21 protein-coding genes and 1 other annotated feature are annotated in these 23,428 nt (G+C 39.3%); of the genes, 1 reads left to right on the forward strand and 20 read right to left on the reverse strand.

Features of this window, described 5'->3' with window-relative positions; genetic code table 11:
* Positions 1-137 precede the first annotated feature (137 nt).
* From mtnN to LIZ98_RS11650, 20 genes are all read right to left on the reverse strand, one after another.
* Positions 138-830 (reverse strand): 5'-methylthioadenosine/S-adenosylhomocysteine nucleosidase, encoded by a 693-nt coding sequence (gene mtnN / locus LIZ98_RS11555; protein WP_034771237.1) that lies wholly within the window; start codon positions 828-830, stop codon positions 138-140.
* A gap of 14 nt (positions 831-844) precedes the next feature.
* Positions 845-1,534 (reverse strand): YrrS family protein, encoded by a 690-nt coding sequence (locus LIZ98_RS11560; protein ID WP_227090809.1) that lies wholly within the window; start codon positions 1,532-1,534, stop codon positions 845-847.
* A 312-nt stretch (positions 1,535-1,846) separates the two neighbouring features.
* Positions 1,847-3,604 (reverse strand): peptidoglycan D,D-transpeptidase FtsI family protein, encoded by a 1,758-nt coding sequence (locus tag LIZ98_RS11565; protein ID WP_227138886.1) that lies wholly within the window; start codon positions 3,602-3,604, stop codon positions 1,847-1,849.
* 317 nt (positions 3,605-3,921) lie between these two features.
* Positions 3,922-4,398, reverse strand: coding sequence for a transcription elongation factor GreA (gene greA / locus LIZ98_RS11570; protein ID WP_034771240.1), 477 nt, complete (start codon positions 4,396-4,398; stop codon positions 3,922-3,924).
* A 97-nt stretch (positions 4,399-4,495) separates the two neighbouring features.
* Complete coding sequence (gene udk, locus LIZ98_RS11575) at positions 4,496-5,131, reverse strand: uridine kinase (protein WP_041847519.1); 636 nt, start codon at positions 5,129-5,131, stop codon at positions 4,496-4,498.
* Positions 5,121-6,401 (reverse strand): peptidase U32 family protein, encoded by a 1,281-nt coding sequence (locus tag LIZ98_RS11580; RefSeq protein ID WP_041846224.1) that lies wholly within the window; start codon positions 6,399-6,401, stop codon positions 5,121-5,123. The genes udk and LIZ98_RS11580 overlap by 11 nt, the downstream gene beginning before the upstream one ends.
* A gap of 12 nt (positions 6,402-6,413) precedes the next feature.
* Positions 6,414-7,340 (reverse strand): peptidase U32 family protein, encoded by a 927-nt coding sequence (locus LIZ98_RS11585; protein ID WP_227138887.1) that lies wholly within the window; start codon positions 7,338-7,340, stop codon positions 6,414-6,416.
* A gap of 62 nt (positions 7,341-7,402) precedes the next feature.
* Positions 7,403-8,047, reverse strand: coding sequence for an O-methyltransferase (locus tag LIZ98_RS11590; protein ID WP_034771245.1), 645 nt, complete (start codon positions 8,045-8,047; stop codon positions 7,403-7,405).
* Positions 8,048-8,258: 211 nt separating this feature from the next.
* On the reverse strand, positions 8,259-9,401 hold the full coding sequence (gene mltG, locus LIZ98_RS11595) for an endolytic transglycosylase MltG (protein ID WP_227138888.1): 1,143 nt from the start codon (positions 9,399-9,401) through the stop codon (positions 8,259-8,261).
* Between the two features lie 188 nt (positions 9,402-9,589).
* On the reverse strand, positions 9,590-9,868 hold the full coding sequence (locus LIZ98_RS11600; RefSeq protein ID WP_034771277.1) for a DUF1292 domain-containing protein: 279 nt from the start codon (positions 9,866-9,868) through the stop codon (positions 9,590-9,592).
* 47 nt (positions 9,869-9,915) lie between these two features.
* On the reverse strand, positions 9,916-10,338 hold the full coding sequence (gene ruvX / locus LIZ98_RS11605; RefSeq protein ID WP_216407751.1) for a Holliday junction resolvase RuvX: 423 nt from the start codon (positions 10,336-10,338) through the stop codon (positions 9,916-9,918).
* Positions 10,338-10,607, reverse strand: a complete 270-nt coding sequence (locus tag LIZ98_RS11610) for an IreB family regulatory phosphoprotein (RefSeq protein ID WP_034771279.1) — start codon at positions 10,605-10,607, stop codon at positions 10,338-10,340. Before LIZ98_RS11610 ends, ruvX begins: the two co-directional genes overlap by 1 nt.
* A gap of 223 nt (positions 10,608-10,830) precedes the next feature.
* Positions 10,831-13,461 (reverse strand): alanine--tRNA ligase, encoded by a 2,631-nt coding sequence (gene alaS / locus LIZ98_RS11615; protein WP_227138889.1) that lies wholly within the window; start codon positions 13,459-13,461, stop codon positions 10,831-10,833.
* Positions 13,462-13,523: 62 nt separating this feature from the next.
* Positions 13,524-13,738, reverse strand: a binding site (T-box leader).
* A gap of 97 nt (positions 13,739-13,835) precedes the next feature.
* Complete coding sequence (locus LIZ98_RS11620; protein WP_041903925.1) at positions 13,836-14,903, reverse strand: AI-2E family transporter; 1,068 nt, start codon at positions 14,901-14,903, stop codon at positions 13,836-13,838.
* Positions 14,904-14,948: 45 nt separating this feature from the next.
* A complete protein-coding gene (locus tag LIZ98_RS11625) occupies positions 14,949-15,143 on the reverse strand; it encodes a hypothetical protein (RefSeq protein WP_034771285.1) in 195 nt (64 codons plus the stop codon).
* Positions 15,144-15,245: 102 nt separating this feature from the next.
* On the reverse strand, positions 15,246-17,642 hold the full coding sequence (gene recD2 / locus LIZ98_RS11630) for an SF1B family DNA helicase RecD2 (protein WP_227138890.1): 2,397 nt from the start codon (positions 17,640-17,642) through the stop codon (positions 15,246-15,248).
* Between the two features lie 284 nt (positions 17,643-17,926).
* The gene (gene mnmA / locus LIZ98_RS11635; RefSeq protein ID WP_309240443.1) at positions 17,927-19,051 is read right to left on the reverse strand and encodes a tRNA 2-thiouridine(34) synthase MnmA; all 1,125 of its coding nucleotides are present in this window, start codon (positions 19,049-19,051) and stop codon (positions 17,927-17,929) included.
* 11 nt (positions 19,052-19,062) lie between these two features.
* Entirely contained in the window at positions 19,063-20,208 is a 1,146-nt protein-coding gene (locus tag LIZ98_RS11640) for a cysteine desulfurase family protein (protein ID WP_034771291.1), read from the reverse strand.
* Positions 20,209-20,274: 66 nt separating this feature from the next.
* Positions 20,275-20,697: a cysteine metabolism transcriptional regulator CymR gene (gene cymR / locus LIZ98_RS11645; RefSeq protein ID WP_034771297.1), complete on the reverse strand. Its 423-nt coding sequence runs from the start codon at positions 20,695-20,697 to the stop codon at positions 20,275-20,277.
* 138 nt (positions 20,698-20,835) lie between these two features.
* Positions 20,836-21,486 (reverse strand): YczE/YyaS/YitT family protein, encoded by a 651-nt coding sequence (locus tag LIZ98_RS11650; RefSeq protein ID WP_227138892.1) that lies wholly within the window; start codon positions 21,484-21,486, stop codon positions 20,836-20,838.
* 222 nt (positions 21,487-21,708) lie between these two features.
* On the opposite strand from LIZ98_RS11650, the gene LIZ98_RS11655 reads away from it, so the two are divergent.
* Complete coding sequence (locus LIZ98_RS11655; RefSeq protein ID WP_227138893.1) at positions 21,709-22,983, forward strand: replication-associated recombination protein A; 1,275 nt, start codon at positions 21,709-21,711, stop codon at positions 22,981-22,983.
* Positions 22,984-23,428 lie beyond the last annotated feature (445 nt).

Below are 23,428 nucleotides of genomic sequence, written 5' to 3' on the forward strand. Positions count from 1 at the left end.
CCTTATGCACTTATACTTAATTCTTAAAATTTCCAACTACGTCGAATTCGCTTCTCTGCTGGAAATTTATACTTTCTTAACGTATAAAAAAAGCTGACATCACCGCTACAAATTTGATGACGTCAGCCCCTTATCGTTTACAATTTTCGAATGATCTCGATAACAAGATTAGCAGAGTTCAGTGCGGCAGTTTGTAAAAATTGTTCAAATGATAAATCCGATTCCTTCCCGGCAATATCAGATAATGCCCGAATGATGACAAACGGGAGTCCGTACTGGTATGCGACTTGAGCAATCGCTGCCGCTTCCATTTCCACCGCTTGCAGTCCCGGAAATTTTTCAGCAACCATTTGAACACGGTCCGGATCGCTCATAAATGAATCCCCGGAAGCAATCCGTCCTTTTTTTACTTGAATTCCTTCAAGACTTCTGGCCGCTTCTTCTGCGACCTGAATTAGTCGTTCATCCGCTTGGTAGGCGGCGGGCATTTGGGGAACTTGGCCATAAGCATAGCCAAAAACCGTTGCATCAACATCATGATGACAAACATCATCGGAAATAACAAGATCCCCTACATTTAATTCCGGATTTAATCCTCCAGCGGACCCGGTGTTAATAATCAAATCAGGATGATAACGTTCAATTAAAATCGTTGTCGACATAGCAGCGTTCACTTTACCGATTCCTGATTTTAACAAAACAACATCTTTGCCTCCGTATGTTCCGGAACTAAACTCACTGTTTGCAATTATTTCCGTCTTTTTATTTTCCAGTTGATTTCTTAATATGATAACTTCTTCTTCCATTGCTCCGATGACAGCTATTTTCACCTAAGACACTCCTATTACTTTTTAAATTCTTTTAGTTGTTCCAGCTTGGTCGGTTTCCAGCCTTCTCCATCAACCCACTCGAGATAAACTCGATAAATCAGCCCTGTATCCTTCGTGGAAATGGTGCCGACAGCATTTTTATTCGGTTCGCCACCATTTCCGATCCACAATACCGTCATATTACCAACATCCACATTCGTTGCATAGCTAATTGCCTTTAACATTTCTTGCCAATCTGTTGATCCTTGATTATATTGAGTAATATGCTCTCCGGTTTGACTAGTTCCGACCGGCTTCCAATTTGGGTTAATCTTTGCTTCGATAACATTCGGATCATTGCTATTAACCTTAATGACATCTTCTTCATCCGGCGAAGTTTCGTTTTCCTCCTCTGAAGATTTTTCTTCGGATTCTTTTGCTTCTTTGTTTTCTTTTTCTTTGTTTTCTTTTGCTTTCTTTTCTTCACTCTTTTCTTTACTATCTTTCTGTTTGTTAGCTGTCTTATCTTTTACAGCTGTTTCGGTCGATTGATTTGTATCTCCTGCAGTCTCTTTGGCATTATTAGGTGAAGCGATAATCGACCAACCAACACTGATAATTAATATGAAAACTATTGCAATAGAAATATTTAAAATCAGGTTTTGTTTCTGTTGCTTCGTTTTCTTTCTGCGGCCTTGTCTTGATTGTGGATTATTATTTGCCATCGATATTCCCCCAATCTGATGAAAAATAGATCCGATTCCATTATGTAGCTATGTTAACATAATTGTACAGTAAAAATTTTGTAACATTCCTATTACGTTAAAGTTATTGATCGAAAACTATCGGTGATCGTACGTTTTTAAAGTGAAATTTGGTGCTGTCCTAAAAGTATAGTTTCGGTGGCGGACGCTTCCCACGGGCACCTTCACTTCAATCAACCTATTTTGAGTATCCGGACAGCTCCTTAGTTGAATTATGCGGGCAGTTCATCCCCCCCTATCTTCTCTTTACTCGAAAATATTGAGGAAAGGGTCTTACTGCCCGTTAAGGTGGGACAAATAAGTTACCATATCTTGAAAGATTGGTGTTACGGAACCATCTGTTGATAAAGCATCCAAATAAACAACCGCCAAAGCATATTTGGGTTGATCAAAGGGAAAATAGCCGACAAACCACTTGTTTACATATTCCTGACCATTTTCATTATACCGATATGTTTGAGCTGTCCCTGACTTACCGGCAACTTCATACGGCAAATTTTTTAAATATCTTCCGGTTCCTTCTTCATCGACAACAACTTCACGTAATAATTGCTGGAGTTTACTTATAGTATACGGCGCCAAGGTATCACCCTTCAATTTTTTTTCGGGAAACTGATACAGGGTAGTTCCGTTTTTATAACGGATTGAATAAACGGCGCGTACCATTTTCTTTTCTCCTCCCCTGGCAATCGTAGCCATCATATTGGCAGCTTGCAACGGAGTAATTCGAACATTTTGTTGACCAATCCCGGTTTGAGCAACCAGTTTACTGTCTTTCCGTTCCGCATCAGATAAAAATATTTGTCCTTTTTCTTCATCTGCCAATTGTTTAAAATCGTCAAAATGATAAACATCACCTTGCCAGCCGACTTCTTCAGTCAGGCCCAATTTTTTTGCATATGTTTCAATCATATTCTTGTCAATCTCATTTAATTCCTTTGCTAAAGTCGCAAAAGTGTTATTACAACTGACAGCAAAACTTTTTGTAAAATCAATCATTCCGTGCTGAAATTGTTGATCGATCTCACCGTGAATTGTTCGACTGCAATCAAATGTCCGGTTTTGCGGTACTAATTGAGCGTCAATGGCAGCAGCAGCAATAACTGTTTTAAATACCGAACCGGGGATTTGCGCTGTCAGCATATAATTTTTCGCTCCATCATTACCATAGGGATTTGATTCGTTCATTTCCGGACGAGATACAGAAGCAATAATGGAATTCGTATCGATATCAAGAAGGATCAGACCACCCTTTTTCAATTTATGTCGTTCGGCTATTTCTTCTGCCTTTTTTTGAATTTCGCCGTCAATGGTTGTTTGAACATTAACCGGATAAAACGGGTTTGAAGGGTCCGTATATTTGACATCAATACCGAAGAGAGGCCCCCCGTGACCATCTACATGATAAATCAGTTTCGTGTTTTCCTCTTGTAATAAAAACTCATCAAAACTTTTTTGCAGACCGGAAATTCCGATATTTGTATTTTTAGGTATGTTTTTATCCGGATAACGAAGACTGATTTGCTTTTCATTTTGTCCTACGAGGCCGATCAGTTGTGCAGCCGGTGGTATTTTTCGGTCATACTGTTTTTTCACTGCAAATACGCCCGGAATTTTCAGCTGATTAATTGCCTTCATCTGGGTTTCGGTTAAAACGATTGGTTCAGGTTTACCAAAGACGATTGGTTCTTCTGCAGCTTCAAGAGCTTGTAAAATCTCATTTTCCCGAACATCAATGATACTTGCCACTTTTTCTACATCCCACTCCATTTTTTTTAAAAACGGAAACAGAATTAATGATGGAACAGCTTCATATGTTAAAGGGACCATGTTACGATCGTAAAATTTTCCGCGTCCGTTATCAATCACCATTTCCTGTGAACGTTGTTTTACACTTTCTTCGATTAAATTGATATTCCGATCTGTAAAACTTTTTGTTTCAAACAACTGAATTTGTGACAGTCTGCCGAGAAGGACCGATAAACAAATGAGAAAAATCGTTCCTATTATGATAAACCGCTTGTGAATCACTGAAAATCACCCCTTACCATTGTTGACGTAAGAGGCATAATTTAACCGGGGTTTCATCATAAGAAAAGGAAGGGACTGCTTTCGTAGCTACCGATTTAAAGCTAATAAACTTGTTGAAAAGCCGTTCACCGATATTTGATCAATCACCATCGAAACCGGGCAATAATTTTATTAAAAAGCAGTTCGCAGGTATTTGATCCATAAACGTATAAAAAGAGCCGTTACCATCTGTTTATCTCCATGAAATCCGAATGTATCACGGAGAAACATGGAGAGTCCTAAAGATGGGATCGGCTCTGGAAAGTCTAAAACAACTATTATTTCACAGCAACAATTTTGACATACATTTCTCCACCGGGAGTTTGTACGGTTACTTCATCACCGATTTTTTTGCCGAGAAGGCTTTTTGCAATCGGTGAGTCATTGGAAATTCTCCCTTCAAACGGATCGGCTTCCGCACTACCGACAATCGTATATGTTTCTTCTTCTCCATCAGGCAACTCAATAAAAGTAACTGATTTTCCAAGTGTCACTGTATCGCTGTTAGCCTCATCACCCTCGATAATGACAGCATTACGAATCATCGTTTCAAGCAAGGCAATCCGTCCTTCAACAAACGCTTGCTCATCTTTCGCAGAATCATATTCGGAGTTTTCAGATAGATCTCCAAAATCTCTTGCAATTTTAATTCTTTCGACCACTTCTTTCCGCTTAACCGTTTTTAAATATTCAAGTTCTTGCTCGATTTTCTCCTTTCCTTCTTTCGTCATTGGGTATTGTTTTTCTTGTGCCATTTGTGTCACTCCTTATCTTTTTATCGACCTATTTTCTAATATATATTCCAATTACTGGAAAGAAAAACGTTTATCAAATAATTTAACACCTATTGTTTCATAAAAAAGATTTTTGTTCAAGAATTGTTTGAATTTTAGTCACCATTAAATCGATCGCTACTTTATTTTGTCCGCCCTCCGGAATAATAATATCCGCATATCTTTTTGTCGGTTCAACAAATTGGTTATGCATGGGCCTGACCATTGATAAGTATTGATTAATGACTGAATCAACCGTTCGCCCTCGTTCTTTTGTATCACGCAACAGCCTCCGGATAATTCGGATATCCGGATCTGTATCAACAAATAATTTAATATCCATTAATTGCCGCAATCGTTCATCTTCCAAAACAAGAATTCCCTCAATAATAATGACTCTTTTCGGTTCAACATGGATGGTTTCTTGGGAACGGGTATGAATTGTATAATCGTAAACCGGTTTTTCAATTGATTTATATTGTAATAATTGCGATATATGTTCAATTAAATAATCCGTATCAAACGCAAGCGGATGGTCATAATTCGTGTGTAAACGTTCTTGAAACGGTTTATCGCTCTGATCTTTATAATACGCATCTTGCTCAATTAATGCGATTGAATCTTCACCAAACCGTTTGACAATGGCCCTTGTTACACTTGTCTTTCCCGATCCAGAACCACCTGCGATTCCTATTACGATAGGTTTAGACTGCATGTACGTTCTCCTTCCGCATTAGGTTGTAACGATGTACAGGCTGATCAACTTGAAAACGAACGATTTGTAGAGGATGCCTTGCCGCATCAAGCATATTTCCTTCTTCATCATATAAATTTTTCACAGTCATCGTGAAGTTATCAATATTTGGTCCGAAAAATTCCACTTGATCACCAATCTTGAAAAAGTTCCGTTGCTGTACGGTGACCATTTTTGTTTCTTCGTCATAGTCTAACACCATTCCGGCAAAATCATGTGACGGTTTTTGTCTTGATTCATTAAATAATTGTTGTTGATAACCGGGTAATCCTTTATAAAACCCGTAATCCGTATCACGATTTGCGCATTTCGCTAATTCTTGCAACCATTCGTCTTTAAATTCAAAGTGATCCGGGTCAGCACAATAGGCATCAATTACTTTCCGATAGACACTTACGACTGTTGCCACATAGTGAATAGATTTCATCCGCCCCTCAATTTTAAAGCTGTCTATGCCCATTTCAATTAACTGCGGAACATATTTCAGTAAATTCAAATCCTTTGAACTCATGGCGAATGGGAAATCATTATCGGAAAATAGCGGAATTGCTTGTCCAGCTTCTTGCCGGTATAAATCGTAATTCCAGCGGCAACTTTGACAACAACCGCCACGATTGGAATCCCGGGCTGTCATATGATTGCTTAATACACAGCGTCCGGAGTAAGCAATGCAAAGGGCACCATGAACAAAAATTTCAACCTCAATATCCACTTTTTCCTTAATTTCCTTAATTTCTGCAGCAGTGGTCTCCCGCGCCAGCACAACCCGTTCTAAACCTTCTTCTTTCCAATATTGGGCTGCTCTCCAATTGGATAAAGATTGTTGCGTGCTTAAATGACGTTCCAATCCGGGGGCGACCTTTTTAGCTGTTTCAATAATCAAAGGATCTGCAACAATAATACCACTAACACCGGCGTCTTCCAATCCGCGCAAGTAATTTTCCAGGCCGGGGATATTTTCGTTATGGGCAATAATATTCGTTGTAACATACACTTTGGCATTATATTTTTTTGCAAATGATACGCCTTCTTTTATTTCCTCTAAGGTAAAATTATCTGCGTTTGAGCGAAGACTATATTCTTGACCGCCAATAAATACAGCATCCGCACCGTACATAACAGCGATCTTCAATTTCTCCAAATTACCAGCCGGAGCAAGTAGTTCCGGTTTCTTTACGATAACTCTTTTGCCATTACGTATTTCTGAAATTTTATCGACGAGTTGAACCATATTTCCCCTCCTTTAATAAACTGTTTCTTTAAAGAAAAAGCCTGTATCGAGACCGCGATTTTGCGGCTGTATGGCAATAATTTTTTCCAACAGTTGATCTTTTTCTTCTTCATATTGATTGGAGTCATGAACACAAAGATCAATCGCTTTCCGATACAATTTCGTTACCTCAATGATATATTGCGGTGATTGAAAGATACCGTCTATTTTAAAGGAATCAATGCCGGCAACGACTAACTCTTGCAATTCATCAATAATGCAAATATCGTTGGCACTCATAATATGTGTCCCGTTTTCATCCTCAAAAACCGGATACTTATTGTCTCTTTCCGGATCATACAAAAACAGATAACCTTGTCCAGATTGTCGAACTTCCATCTGTTTCCCTTGAAATTGGAAATAATTGTCGATTAAAGGACGTTTGGATTGGAACATACAACTCATTCCATGTACGAGAATCTCTATTTCCACTTCGGCATTTTCTTTTATTTCCAAAATTTCATCCATGCTCAATTCCCGGGCTAAAACCGCACGTTTTGCGCCTTTTCGTCCCCAATAATTACATGTATACCAATTCGTTCCTAACGTTTCAGTACTCCAATGAAGCCTTATATTTGGTGCAGATTGTTTCGCAGCCATCAGTACAGCCGGATCGCCGAAAACCACCGCATCTACAGCAATTTCTTGCAAAAATTGAAGATAGGAATCGAGCTCTTCCACTTTTTCATTATGAAAAATCGCATTCATTGCGACATATACTTTTCGCTTATGATTATGAGCAATTTCAACCGCATTTTTTATATCCGCCTTGTTAAATTCACCGGCCAGTCGCAAACCGTAACGCATTTCACCAATGACAAAAGCGTCTGCACCGGCTTCAATCAATGGAAGAATATCATTTATGTTGGTCGGTGTGACTAAAAGTTCGGGTACAGGCAACTCTTCCACCTCCGTAGTCAGGTTATTTTTAGGAGAACAAAAAATGTACTGAAAAATTTAGCTCATGATGCACTTTTCTTAACACTAATGGCTATTCCATCGCCAACAGGTAAGATAACCGTCTGATAATCCGGGTGATGGATGAGCCAATTATTGTAACGGTCGATTTTTTCCCCCAGTTTATGTAAGCGTTTATTTTCTCCTTCATTCCCAATAACATACCCTTTAAACAGGACGTTATCAGTGATGACAAGAGAACGATCAGTTAAAAGCGGCGTATACGTTTCAAAAAATTTTTGATACTGGCCTTTTGCCGCGTCGATAAACAGGCAATCAAAAGGAGCAACCGCACTCACCTTATGAAAAACTTCAAAAGCGTCTCCTTTGATAAGGGTAATTTGTTCCTCTTTATTTTCAAGAGCAATATTGGCTTTTGCCATCTCATAACGGTCATCGTCGCGTTCAATCGTAACGATTTTCGCTCCGGTGGCATCAGCCATCCGTAATGCAGAATAGCCGATTGCGGTACCAATCTCCAAAATTTTCTTCGGCCGAAACATGTTAAGAAGTACGAGAACTGTTTCCATACTATACAGATCCATGATTGGGACCGCATGCCTCCGCGCGTATTGTTCCATCTCTTTAAAGAAAGGCTTTCGTTCCGGTATTTGTTTATATAAATAACTCAACAGTTTTCCATCAATCATCGATGTTTCTCCTTAAGAATTGCCGTTATCGATTCATACATGAAAAAAGTCATTATAAAGGGAAACCGCTTGCCGGATAGACCCTTTATGAATGACACTTTGGCTTAATTAAAGTTTTTTAGCAACAAAGATAAACAAAAACAGACTTTATAAATATACGGCTTACATTGTACCATAAACATATAGAAAAAGCGAGAAAATCTTAAAACAATTATTTATTCGATTGATTCGACTGAATATATTGAGCATATTTTTCATTATGTTCTTCTAATGTCTTTGAAAACAGTACTTCACCTTTAGGCGTTGCTAAAAAGTAATAGTAATCCGAGCTAGCCGGATATAAAGCAGCTTCGATTGACATTTCACCGCTACCGGCAATCGGTCCCGGCGGATAGCCGCTATTTAAATAGGTGTTGTAAGGATCCACTACTTCATAATAATCCTTAAAGGTAAGCCGATCACGATGTTCCCCGATTGCATAAATGACAGTCGGATCTGTTTGCAGAGACATACCGGTTTCCATACGATTATAGAACACGCTGGCAATTGTTTTTCTATCTGCCTCATTTGTTGCTTCTTCCTCTACCAGGGATGCCAATGTTAATAATTGATGGACAGTGATTCCTTTACTTTCAAGATCAATTCGATACTTTTCAACGACATCATTTGTTTTTTTAATCATCGCCAGAAGGATCTCTTCAAGCGGCGGCTTCTTCTCCTCAAAGCTATATGTAGCCGGAAACAAATAACCTTCCAGTGGGAATTTAATGTTTTCATTTAAAACATCTTCCGTTATAAGCTCAGGATAAGTTTCCATCGCTTTTTTGATAAACTCCGGACTATTTACTGTATTTACGATTTCTTCCGTACTGTAATCAGTCTTTTTGGCGATAATCCCAGCGATTTCTGTCAATCTTAACCCTTCCGGAACAGGAATGGATAAGGCGGCCTTTTTATATACACTGCCGGTTTTTAAACTTGTAATAATTTCATTCATCGTCATTGACGGTGAAAGTAAGTATGTGCCGGCTTGAAAATCGGTTTCATTCTTAAATTTTACATAATATTTGAAAACCAGCGCATCCTTAATAACCCGGTTTTTCTCTAAAATTGACGCAATGGCTGATGTTCCGGAACCCATTGGAATTTCCACTTGAACTTCTTGTTTACTGTCGGGATCAACCGGCTTTAATGCAGAGTGAATATACAGATAGCCACCGGTTAAAATACCGGCTAATAATAAAAAGATGATTGCCGTTGTAATAAAAACTATTTTTCTCACTGTTTTTGCTTCTTTATATTTCTCTTTGTTAACGATCTCCATGATTTTTTCCTTGTCCTTATTGTTATCCATCCAAACCCTCCTTGTGAGAGTGCAAATAATGTAGAATATACTCGAAAATTTTTTCTCATCTTGAATTATTATACTATAACTTTTAATTTTGTCAGCAAAATTCATTTTAAAAAAGAATGTCCCAAAAACAGGAACCACAATCTAAATTAAATGATCCGCTGTTTTGGGACATGTAAAAGCTTTATATTTTACTCTTCATCTTCACCTAAAAAAGTTTCAAGCATTTCCTCAATTAAATCCCATTCCGCTTCGGATTCGATAGGTAATAAATCTCCTTGTTCTTTTCCGGGAAGAAAGCTTGAGGCATGAATTTCAATTTCTCCCTCATCGTCTTCTTCTGCTCCTATCGGGTAGTATAAAACATACGCCTTACCAAATTCTTCAGATTCGAAAGTAAACAATATTTCACATAGTTCTTCATTACCATCTTCATCAATAATCATAATATGGTTTTCACCGTGTTCCATTATTTTCCTCCTTACCCCTTCGTTTAAAGGGCTTTCATGTATAAATTTCACTGGCTTCCTAAACTATCTAAATAACTTTGTAAAATGAGACTGGCCGCCATTTTATCAATTACCTTTTTACGTTTTTTCCTGCTTACATCGGCTGTCAACAAAATTCGTTCTGCAGCCATGGTCGTTAATCGTTCATCCCATAACTCCACGGGTAAACTAAACCTGTTTTTTAACAGTTTGGCAAATTGCAAACTAATTTCACCACGTGGGCCGATTGTTCCATTCATATTTTTGGGTAAGCCGACAATTATCTTTTCTATTCCGTATTCTCGAATGATTTCTTCAAGTTCCGGTATTCCGGATTTTTGCTCGTCTTCCTGAATTTGGATGGTTTTCAGTCCTTGGGCAGTCCAGCCCAGTTCATCGCTAACCGCCACCCCAATCGTTTTTGAGCCAACATCCAGTCCTAAAATTCGCATTATTTTTCCTCACGATGCTCTTGAATATAAAACTTTACCAATTCTTCAATAATCTCATCCCGCTCCAGCTTTCGAATAATATTCCTTGCATCTTTATGACGGGGAATATAAGCAGGATCACCTGATAATAAATAGCCAACGATTTGATTAATAGGATTATATCCCTTTTCCTCTAATGCTAAAAAAACTTCCTGAAGAACTTTTTGTACTTCTTGATTGATTGGTTCTTCCGGAAAATGAAATTGCATCGTCCGATCAAGTGAACTCATGGTCATGCACCTCCGATCAAACTCAGGTTGCGGTTATTTGTCTTTATTTTACACTACTTGTCTAATTAATGAAATCTTTTTTGCAGAAGGAAAGTATAATTTTCAACTTATACTTTCCCATCTCTTCATTGCACCGGGAGCTTCATCGAAATACGCAACAACCGAAATCGTGCATGTTCTTCGATTTACGATGCGTTCCGATTTTTTCTAAAGGTACCGATCATCAAGTATTCTTTATCCATTCTTCTACATATTGAAGTGCTTCAGATAAACGATTTGGATCTTTTCCACCGGCTTGGGCCATGTCCGGACGACCACCGCCGCCACCGCCACAAATACCGGCAACTTCTTTGATTAATTTACCGGCGTGATAAGTTCCGGTTAGGTCTTTCGTTACCCCCGCAATCAGTTGTACCTTTCCATCCAATACTGCACCAAGAACAATGACACCGGACTTGATTTTTTGCTTTAACTCATCCAACATAGTTCGCAATTGATTGGATTCATTAATTTCGACGCGACTGACCAGCAACTGAATGCCATTTACTTCTTTTACTTTATTTATTAAGCTTTTTGCTTCTATATTGCCTAATTTGGCAGTTAATGATTCAATTTCTTTATGGGCTTCTCGTAATTCTTTTTGCAAGGCCGCAATTTTTTCCGGAACATCTTTCACGTTCGCCTTTAATTTATGTGCGGCATCATTTAATATTTGAATTTGATCTGACATATATTGGTAAGCTTTTTCACCCGTTACTGCTTCAATCCTTCTGGTCCCGGCTCCAATTCCGGTTTCGGTAACAAGTTTAAATAGACCGATGGCGGAAGTGTTCGGAACATGGCATCCGCCGCAAAGCTCGATGGAGTATTCACCCATTTTGACCACACGGACGATTTCGCCGTACTTTTCACCAAACAATGCCATCGCACCCATTGCTTTAGCTTCGGCGAGCGGTTTTTCCATGATTTCTACCGGTAAGCTTTCCCAAATTTTTTCATTGACAATTTTTTCAATTTTGCTCAACTCTTCTTCGGTTACTTGTCCGAAATGAGAAAAGTCAAAACGGAGCCGATCCGGTTCAACAAGCGAGCCCGCCTGATTGACATGCTCACCAAGGACATCCTTCAAAGCTCGATGTAAAAGATGGGTTGCTGAATGGTTTTTCGTAATTTGCAAACGATTTTTGCTGTCAATTTTGGCAAAGACCGTTTGGCCGGTTTCTGCTAGCCCCTGCTTGACAACAGCCCGGTGAAGGTTTTGCCGGTTTGGCGCTTTTTGGACATCAAGGACTTCTATTACGAGACCTTCAGCCGTAATCGTACCACGGTCCGCAATTTGCCCACCGCTTTCCGCATAAAAAGGCGTTTGGTCCAAGATAAGCTGAATTTCTTCCCCTTGATTGGCCGAAGAAATGAGTTTTCCATCTTTAAATATACCGATAATTTTTGCATTCGTTTCAAGTGTATCATATCCAACAAATGTGCTGGAAACAGTGAATTCTCCCAAGTCACCGCCTTGAACTTGCATCGAACCTGTTTCTTGCCGTGCTTTTCGGGCCCGTTCCCTTTGTAATTCCATTTCTTTTTCAAAACCGTGATGATCGATTGCAAGCCCGGCCTCTTGTGCGTATTCTTCCGTTAGCTCAACCGGAAATCCATACGTGTCATAAAGGCGGAAAACATCGACCCCAGCTATTGTTTTCTTACCGGTACTTTTTGCTTTTTCAATGATATCGGTTAAAATTGCGATTCCTTCATTTAATGTTTCATGGAATCGTTCTTCTTCATTTTTGATCACTTTTCCAATGAATTCCGCCTTGTTTTTCACTTCCGGATAATAGTCTTCCATAATTTTCCCGACAACCGGAACTAATTCGAACATAAACGGGCGTTCGATTTGAATTTGTTTTGCATAACGAACGGCACGTCTCAAAAGTCTCCTTAACACATAGCCTCGACCTTCATTAGACGGCAATGCCCCATCACCAACAGCAAAAGTAACGGTACGAATATGATCAGCAATCACTTTAAAAGCCACATCAAATTCTTCATTTTCACCATATTTCACACCGGATATTTCTTCCGTCTTTTTGATAATAGGAATGAACAGATCTGTTTCAAAGTTTGTCTTTGTATTTTGAATAACAGAGGCCATTCGTTCCAGCCCCATCCCGGTATCAATGTTTTTCTTCGGCAGTGGCGTATATGAACCGTCGGGATTATGATTAAATTGAGAAAAGACTAAGTTCCAAACTTCTAAATACCGGTCATTTTCTCCACCCGGATATAATTCCGGATCATTATCATCATTGCCAAATTCCGGTCCGCGGTCATAGAAAATTTCCGAATTTGGGCCACTTGGTCCTTCACCGATATCCCAGAAATTGCCTTCTAACCGAATAATTCTCTCTTCCGGTATCCCGACTTTTTCATGCCAAATTTTGTACGCTTCCTCATCTTCGGGATGTATTGTTACGGATAATTTTTCCGGCTCAAAGCCAATCCATTTCGGGCTTGTTAAAAATTCCCATGCCCAAATAATGGCTTCTTCTTTAAAATAATCACCGATTGAGAAATTACCGAGCATTTCAAAAAAAGTATGGTGGCGTGCTGTTTTCCCGACGTTTTCAATGTCATTGGTCCGAATCGATTTTTGGGCATTCGTAATCCGCGGGTTATCCGGCTTTACCCGGCCGTCAAAATATTTTTTTAATGTGGCAACACCGCTGTTAATCCAAAGTAATGACGGATCATCATGCGGGATGAGCGATGCACTCGGTTCAATCTTATGTCCTTTTTCCTGAAAAAACTCAAGATACATACGACGAATTTCAGCACTTGTCAATTTTTTCAAGCGAATTCCTCCCTAATTTATTTATTTCCATTTTGTTCCAATAAAAAAACTCCTCCCCTAAAATTAGGGACGAAGAGTCTGTTCCGTGGTACCACCCTAGTTATGAAAGTCTTAATCACTCTCATCACTTTAGCCTTCTTAACGCGAAGTAACGGCAGGGATTAGCTGCACTCGGGAGTAGCCTTCTGTAACAACTGTCTGGAAATTTCTTTCAGCCACGGAAATTTCTCTCTTTTTTAGACTCATTGATACATACTCGCTCCGTCAATGTGTTGATATTTTTAAATCTCCAGTCATATTTTTTATTCTAGTATTTGACCGTCTCCTTGTCAATTATCGAAAATGATTGGTATCCGGAAATTAAGCGAAAAAAATTAACCATAATCCCGCCTTTTAAACTGATCCAAAGCTTGCAAAATAGTAGTTTTAATGACCGCAATTAACGGAACCGCCATGATAAGTCCCAGTACCCCGCCGATTTCACCACCAATTAAGATGGAAAATATAATTAATAAAGGATGCATCTGTAAAGATTTCCCGACTATGTAAGGTGATAAAATATTTCCCTCAAGAAACTGAAGGAAAAAGACAAACAAAACAACAAAAATAATCATTTTTACGGATGTTTGAGATGCAATAATTGCGGCTGGAACGACACCGATAATCGGACCAAAATACGGAATCACATTCGTAATCCCAATGATCGAGCCAAGTAAAAGCGGGTAATCTATTTTGATCAGCCAGAAAAAGACCATCGATATAATGCCAACTAAGGCACAGACAGTCAGTTGCCCGCGGATATAATTTCCAAGCGATTGCTCGACGTTGAAAAGAAAATCTCTCGTTTGTTCCCGCCATTTTTTAGGCACAAAGGACCAAAATGTTTTTTTTAAGTAATCAATATCTTTTAAAATATAAAATGCAATAAATGGAACCAGGATTAACAGAAAAAAATTGTCCACTAACCATATAAAAAACTTTAAAATTCGTTCAATCAGCCGCTTAAGTCCTTCCTCAATCGCTTGATAACCGACATCAATTTGTTCGTGAATTCCGAGCGGCCAAGTTTTTGTTTTTCTTTCAATAAAATCTCCCCACATTTCATACTGGTGTATGAAACCGGGGATGTTTTCGGAAAGATCCTTTAATTGTTTAATAAAGACAGGTATTCCTTTATAAATGGCAAAACCGACTCCCCCAAAAAATAAAATATAGATTAATAAGACGGAAAGCCATCTCTGTAACCCGTTTTGATGGAGTTTCTCCACAAGCGGATATAATAAGTAAGCGATAAATCCGGCAATCAGAAAAGGTAACAGTACCTTCAAAAAAATTTGAATTACCGGTTTCCACATCGGTGAAAGTCTGATAAACACATAAAGAACAACAAATAGTAATAATAAAAATCCTAATCGGTAATACCACTTCACTTTAATATCCATCGACAACACTCCCTCCTCGTTATAGTTTGAGAGGATGGAGCGATATTATGCATGATAGCGACGTTCTTCTTCCGGGAATAAATCATCCAGGGAGGAAAGGGATCCGTCTTCTTCCACCTGATGTGTGTGAATCATCCCATTTGAAACCGATAGCTCAATAAAACAGTTCCAGCAATAATATTGATTGATCCCGATCTTCCCAATATCTTTACTGTGACAATTTGGGCAAATTAGTTCCACTTTTCCACCTCAAATCAAATTTATAAATATTATTTTATACCATTCTGCCCAAATTGTTGGGAAAATAATCATTTTTACAAAACTTTCTCTCTGGATATCAGGTCAACTTAAATATTCCGCTCTATCTTCAATCATGAAATCATACGGGCTAATATTCTCCATGCCAACCATCGGATCCGTATTCATTAATCGTTCTTCATAAGACATATCTTCTTTCACTACCCCGATATCCGGAGTGTGATTTCCGTTTATTTCTTGCAATAATCGTTTCTTTAACGTCGTGTTCCTCATATTATCATCCGTACGATAAACAGCGGTTCGAAAGGCATCCTCTTCCCCGCATAAAATTAATTTTTCTTTACTCCGCGTGATGGCCGTATAAATAAGATTTCTTCGTAACATCCGGTGATAGCCTCTGACAATTGGTAGAATGACAATCGGAAATTCGCTCCCTTGCGATTTGTGAATACTGCAGCAATAGGCAAGGGTAATTTGATGTAAATCCTGTCTCGGGTAAGTAACTTCATTGCCGTCAAACGAAACGACCAGTTGATCAACTTTTTCTTCTGTCTCTTTTGCATAAAAGATAGCTACAATTTCACCGATATCACCGTTAAAAATATTTTTATCCGGTTGATTGATTAATTGCAAAACTTTATCGCCAACCCGGTAAGTATGGTCGCCAAAGTTTAATTCCCTTTGCTTTTCCTTGTTCGTTCCATTCAATATTTCTTGGAGAAGTATATTCAGTTCATCAATTCCGGCCGGCCCCCGATAAATCGGTGCCAAAACTTGAATATCTTTAGGTGTATAACCTTTATTGATTGCATGTCCGACGACCTGCTTTACGACATCAGCAACTTGTGTCGTACGGCAAGAAATGAATGAACGATCCTTTTGTTGCTTTCTTAAATCTTCCGGTATCGTCCCGTTTTTTATGGCATGAGCAAGCTGAATAATGGATGAGCCGCCTTCTTGTCGATAAATATCCGTCAAACGAACGGTCGGAATTCGTTCTGAGGCTAATAAATCTTTCAAAACTTGCCCCGGGCCAACGGAAGGTAATTGATCTTCATCACCGACCAAAATTACTTGCACATGCGCAGGCAACGCTTTAAATAAATGATGGGCAAGCCAAATATCAACCATCGACATCTCATCAATGATAACAATCTTCCCTTCAATCGGATTATCTTCGTTATAATCAAAGGTTTCGGTTCCATTCCATCCGAGTAATCGATGAATCGTTACTGCCGGTAAACCGGTTGATTCCGCCATCCGTTTTGCGGCCCGACCGGTTGGAGCAGCCAACACAAACGGAAACACTTCATCCTTTTTATAGTCTTTTGGATCCAAACTGCAACCGTGCAATTCTCCATACAGTTCAACGATTCCTTTAATTACCGTCGTTTTTCCCGTTCCCGGTCCGCCGGTTAAAATTAACATTGGACTGGAGAGTGCGGTTTGAATTGCTTCCCTTTGTGATGGAGCATATTGAATACCAAGCCGTTCCTCTAAACTACCTAATGCAAGTAGAAATTCTGATTCCGGAAAGCCGTCTTCAAATTCTTTTTGAGCCAAGATTCTTTTTATATTCGTTACCAAACCTTTTTCCGAATAAAAAATGGAAGGTAGAAATACACGTTCCTCATCGATGACGATCTTTCCTTCTTCCTCCAGTTTCAAAAGTTCATGCTCAATTTCTTCCGGAAAAATTTCCACCGGCTGGTTAGATTCCAGCAACTTTTTAACAGTCGGAATGAAAGTTTTCTTTTCCAAATAACAATGACCTTCTTGAATACAATCTGTTTCTAATGTGTATAAACAACCGGCCTTAACCCGATCCGGATGATTTCCTTTCATGCCAAGTTTAAAGCCTAATTCATCTGCCCGACCAAAGCCAATTCCTTCAATATCTTCCACAAGTTTATACGGGTTATTTTCGACGATTTCCAGTGTATGCTCTTTATATGTTTGATAGATTCGCATAGACAGCTGCGGACCGAACCCGTATTGATTCAACCCGACCATAATATTTTCTAACCCTTGATACTCTATTAATTTTTCATGTAACAATTTTGCTTTATCAGCAGCCAATTTCGGTACCGTGTCCAATAAAGACGGCTGTTTCATGATGCGCTCGATAGCATTTTCACCCAGAACGTCCACAATATTTTCAGCCGTTTTCTTTCCAATTCCTTTAAAAAGTTCACTTGATAAATATTGAACAACACCTTGTTTTGTCTTTGGCAGATCTTTTCGAAAATGGTCAACTTGAAATTGTGGACCATATTTTGGATGATCCGAAAACTTTCCGTAAAAAATATAAGTTTCCTCTTCATACAGACGGGGGAAATAGCCGGTGACAACCGCATCTTTGTTCACACCAGCCTCATTTGATTCATCGACACGAATCCGAAGAACGGTATATAAATTTTGTTCATTGTGAAAAATGGTGACGATCGGTCGCCCTTTAATATAACGTTCTTCTTGTTGCATTTCCGTTTCCCCCTCCGAAGATATGTTGAAAAATGGTACTATAAGCATTTTTATAAGAAACGAGCATAGAGCCTATCGACGTTTTGTCCAAAGATTTTTTTCAAGATTGGGTCTTGTCGACAAATTAGGGATTTCCTTCGTTTCTCCCCCAAGATGATAACGAAAAAGGTTTCATTGACAAATTATATAAAACAAACAAAAGGGACTATCCAAAAATAATTATATAGAATTTATTATAAAAAGGACAGAGGACCAGCATAACATTTTAGCTGATCCTCCGATTTTTACCCCACATACTTTAATCGTTCATTGTCTTTGAAAATTTGATCGATGGTACCTCCACCAAGGCATTCTTCACCGTTATAGAAAACAACGGCTTGCCCCGGTGTGACCGCACGTATCGGTTCATCGAATTCAACTCTTGCTGTGTTATTCCCTAAAAGTGTAACCGTAACACCATGATCCGGTTGGCGGTAGCGGAACTTGGCCGTACATGAAAATTGAGCAGGTTTTTCTTTGTCAGAGACCCAACTTACATTGGTCGCAATGATTGCATCCGAATATAACGCATCATTATCATAGCCTTGACCAACCAAAAGGACATTTCGTTCCAAGTCTTTACCAACAACAAACCACGGATCACCGGAACCGCCAATACCGAGCCCGTGTCTCTGACCGATCGTATAATACATGAGGCCTTCATGAAAACCTTTCATTTCACCGGTCAAAGTTTCCATTCTGCCCGGTTGAGCCGGTAAGTATTTACTTAAAAATTCTTTGAAGTTCCGCTCACCGATAAAACAAATCCCGGTACTGTCTTTTTTCGTTGCTGTCGCAAGTCCGGCTTCTTTAGCAATTTCCCGAACTCGTTTTTTATCCATGTGACCGATTGGAAACATCACTTTGGAAATTTGTTCTTGTGATAGTTGATTCAAGAAATACGTTTGATCCTTGTTGGCATCTTTGCCGCGCAACATTTTGTATTCACCGTCAATAAATTTCACTTGGGCATAGTGACCGGTTGCCAAGTAATCAGCACCTAATTTCAACGCATGTTCAAGAAATGCCTTAAATTTGATTTCCTTATTACACATGACATCCGGATTTGGTGTCCGACCGGCTTTATATTCATCCAGGAAATAGGTAAACACTTTATCCCAATATTCCTTTTCAAAATTGACAGCATAATAAGGAATACCGATTTGATTACAAACACGAATCACATCTTCATAATCTTCCGTTGCCGTACAAACACCAAATTCATCGGTATCATCCCAGTTTTTCATAAACACACCAATCACATCGTAGCCTTGTTGTTTCAAAAGATAAGCGGCTACCGACGAATCGACACCGCCGCTCATCCCGACAACGACGCGTGTATCTTCGGGTTTTTTCAAGTTATTCACCACCAAATCACTTTCTATTTTCCGGTTAGCCGTTTAACAACCTTCACTGTTTTTTCGGCAATCGTAATTGTTTGCCCTAATGTTATTCCATAACCGAAGCTGAATCGGATTGAATTGGTTAATTCATCTGCCTGATGCCCATACATTGCACTTAACACATGACTTGGTTCCAATGATCCGGCTGTACACGCCGATCCGCTCGATGCTGCAATACCTTCCAAGTCAAGATTGACAAGCATTTGTTCAACATTTGTACCCGGAAAGCTGATGTTAACAATATGAGGCAGGCGATTTTCTTCTGCCCCGTTTATTTTAAAATCAATGCCTGATGTTTGTAATGTTTCAAGAAAGCTTGTCCGTAATTGTTCATAAAAGGCGGTTTTTTCCCCTAGTTCCGCCTGACTGATGTCGACCGCTTTTTTAAATCCGGCAATCGCAGGCACATTTTCAGTTCCCGCCCGGCGTTTCCGTTCTTGCTCACCACCATACAGGGCAGGAATGAATCTGACACCCGTTTTCGCATATAGAAATCCGATCCCTTTTGGACCGTTTAATTTATGTGCGGAAACTGACAATAAATCGATGCCCATTTCACGTACATCAATTGGCAAAAGTCCATACGCTTGAACGGCATCGGTATGGAAGTAAGCAGGGTGACCGGCTAATAAGTCGCCAATCGCTTTGATCGGTTGAACCGTCCCGACTTCATTATTGGCAAACATAATGGAAACGAGAATGGTATCATCACGCAATGCCGCTTTTACATCTTGAACAGAAACAAAGCCTTGACTGTCAACAGGAAGATAAGTAACCTCAAAACCCTGCTTTTCCAATGCCTCACAGGTATGGAGGACGGCATGATGTTCTATTTGACTGGTGATGATATGCTTTCCCCTTCCCCGGTTTGCAAAGGCGACACCCATTAATGCCAAATTATCCGCCTCGGTACCGCCGCTCGTAAAAACAATTTCTTGAAAATCAGCATGAATCGAGTCGGCAATGGAGCCTCTTGCTTCATCAATAATCTTCCTGGCTTCTCGTCCAAACGAATGGATACTTGAAGGATTTCCAAATGTATTTTTCATTGTTTCGGTCATTACTTCAATCACGTCAGGATGGAGCGGTGAAGTAGCAGCATGATCGACATAATATCTTTCCATCTTTACACCCGCTTTTAAAATAACTTTAAATAATTTTCAACCTCTTTAATATACATGCGACTAACCTTAAATGTAAAACATATAGCCTTCCTTACTAGATTCATCTTTGGAATGTTTTGCCAAGTCATCTAATGTTGTATTATCTAATACATTTTTAATCGCATCGCTAATACGGATCCATAATTCTCTTTTAGCCGGTTCTTCATCTTCAATACCTTCGACAAGCTGAATAGGACCTTCTAAAACACGGATAACATCTCCGGCGGTAATCTCTGTTGGTTCATTAGCTAAAGTATACCCTCCATATGCTCCTCGGATACTCTTTACTAATCTCGCATTCCTTAACGGAGAGACGATTTGCTCCAAATAATGTTCCGACAGATTGTTCGCTTTCGCAATTGTTTTTAAAGCCACCGGACCCTCGCCATATTTTTTCGCTAACTCAATCATAATTGTCAAACCGTAACGGCCTTTTGTTGAAATCTTCATTCAATTACTCACTCCTATATAAATGGTAAAATCCAAACAGCCGATTTTATTAAAAAATCAACGTAAATATAGTGTCATAACAAATATAACACTATTGCTTGTGTTGAATTTTCCGTAAAACTTTTTTGATGCTAATTATTAAATAACCATTGTCTTCTCTTTCTCATTTTTTAAGCGAATCATTTCCATTATTTTCTTCGTCTTTTTATAAAAATAAGGTATAGTTACACCGGAAACATGTCCGATGAGTAAACTGATAATAATTGTACCAATATGGACAGGTCCGCCGAGAATCCAGCCGATGATTACTACCGATACTTCCATGACGAGGCGGACGTTTTGAATTTTCCATCCTTTTTTTAAATGCAAAGCCATCATCAAACTATCCCGTGGTCCTGTACCGAAACTCGCCGATATATAAATTCCCATTCCGATCGCATAGATGAGAATTCCGACAAACAAAATAAATAATTTCATACTGATCCAATTTGAATGAATAGGAAGCAATAAAAATAAATCGATAAAAATACCGACTAACAACATGTTTATATAAGCCCCGGGTTGCGGTAATTTTTTCATGATAATACTGGAAATAGACAAGATGATGAGACCAACGATGATATTCCAAGTGCCAATTGTCAAACCCATTTGTTTATACAAACCGATATGCAAGACATCCCATGATGCCACCCCAATGTTGGCTTTGATCGTTAAGGCTATTCCAAAAGCCATAATGATAATACCGATAAAAAATATAAAAAATTGGACAAATCGTTCTTCCTTTGTCATTTCCCGTCCCCTTTTTAATTCATGACCATTTTGAAATTATAACATATTTTTCTTTTATTAACTACATTGGCGGCACGTGTGATGAAATCGCTCATTAAATGAAAGGACAAAAATTTTTGCCCGAAATAATTTTCTATTGCGGCATGAGTAGCTTCTTATATCTTTCCCCGAAAAAATCTTTATGTTAGATTAGTTGTATAACCAGATATGAGGGGAAGACATATGAACACACAACCATTAGCTTATCGCATGCGTCCCAGAGTTTTAGAAGAAGTGGCCGGACAAAAACATCTTGTCGGGAAAGGAAAAATTATTTATCGGATGGTGAAGGCAAGACAATTGTCTTCGATGATTCTGTTTGGTCCGCCCGGTGTCGGAAAAACATCCATTGCCAGTGCGATTGCCGGAAGTACGGATTACGCTTTTCGGATGTTAAACGCCGTTACGAATAATAAAAAAGATATGGAAATTGTCGTTGAAGAGGCAAAAATGAGCGGCAGAGTGATTCTTTTATTAGATGAGGTCCATCGTTTAGATAAAGCAAAACAAGACTTTTTACTCCCCTATTTGGAAAACGGGATGATTGTTTTAATTGGGGCAACAACTGGAAATCCATATCATGTCATTAATCCGGCAATTCGCAGTCGCTGTCAAATTTTCGAATTAAAACCGTTACAACCGGAAGATATAAAGGAAGTTTTGCATCGGGCATTGGCAGACAGTGAACGGGGATTAGGGAAATTTCAGGTTGAAGTAACCGATGACGCTCTTGAGTTTTTAGCAAATGCGACAAACGGGGATCTCAGAAGCGCCCTAAACGGTCTGGAATTGGCTGTACTCTCAACCGAACCGAGTGATGACGGCATTATTCACATTAATGTGGAGATTGCCGGGGAATGTATCCAGAAAAAAGGCTTTTCCCACGAGCGTGATGGCGATGCCCATTATGACGTTTTATCCGGATTTCAAAAATCGATTCGTGGCAGTGATGTCAATGCAGCCCTCCACTATTTAGGTAGATTGATTGTTGCTGGTGATCTCCCAAGCATCGTCCGCCGTCTCCTAGTGATTGCTTATGAAGATGTTGGTCTGGCTAACCCGCAGGCAGCAGCAAGAACGGTTGCCGCCGTTACAACCGCTGAAAAAATCGGTTTTCCGGAAGCGCGAATCCCTCTGGCAAATGCTGTCATTGACCTATGTTTATCGCCAAAATCGAATTCAGCCATTATGGCCATTGATGCCGCAATTGCTGATATTGAGAATGGCCGGAGCGGGGAAGTTCCAGACCATTTGAAAGATGCTCATTATCTTGGAGCAAAAAAACTAGGCCGAGGAATCGACTATAAATATCCCCATGATTACGAATCGGGCTGGGTAAAACAACAATATTTACCTGATTTAATTGCGGGGAAAAAATATTATCAGCCGAAAAAGACCGGGAAATATGAGTCAGCCCTTGCACAAGTATACGAGAAAATTAACGATTTGATGAAGTGAACAGTTTGGTCTAGATTGTGAGTGGTTTCTAAAATGGATGAAGGCTTTTTTGACGACGAGACTTGTTTTCGTCACCATTTTGTGGCCGGAAACTCTATTTTTTGACGACGAGACTTATTCTCGTCACCTTTTTGAGGCGAAAAACTCCATATTTTGACGACGAGACTCGTTCTCGTCACCATTTTAAGCCGAAAAACTCCTTTTTTTGGCGACGAGACCTATTCTCGTCACCTTTTTGAGGCGAAAAACTCCATATTTTGACGACGAGACTTATTCTCTTCACCATTTTGAAACCGAAAACGCTCTTTTTCGACGACGAGACTTATTCTCGTCACCATTTTGTGGCGTGAAACTCCTTTTTTTGGCGACGAGACCCCTTTCTCGTCACCATTTTGTGGCCGGAAACTCTATTTTTTGACGACGAGACTCGTTCTCGTCACCACTT

The organism is Caldibacillus sp. 210928-DFI.2.18 (assembly GCF_020554505.1).
Classification (GTDB): domain Bacteria; phylum Bacillota; class Bacilli; order Bacillales; family Caldibacillaceae; genus Caldifermentibacillus; species Caldifermentibacillus hisashii.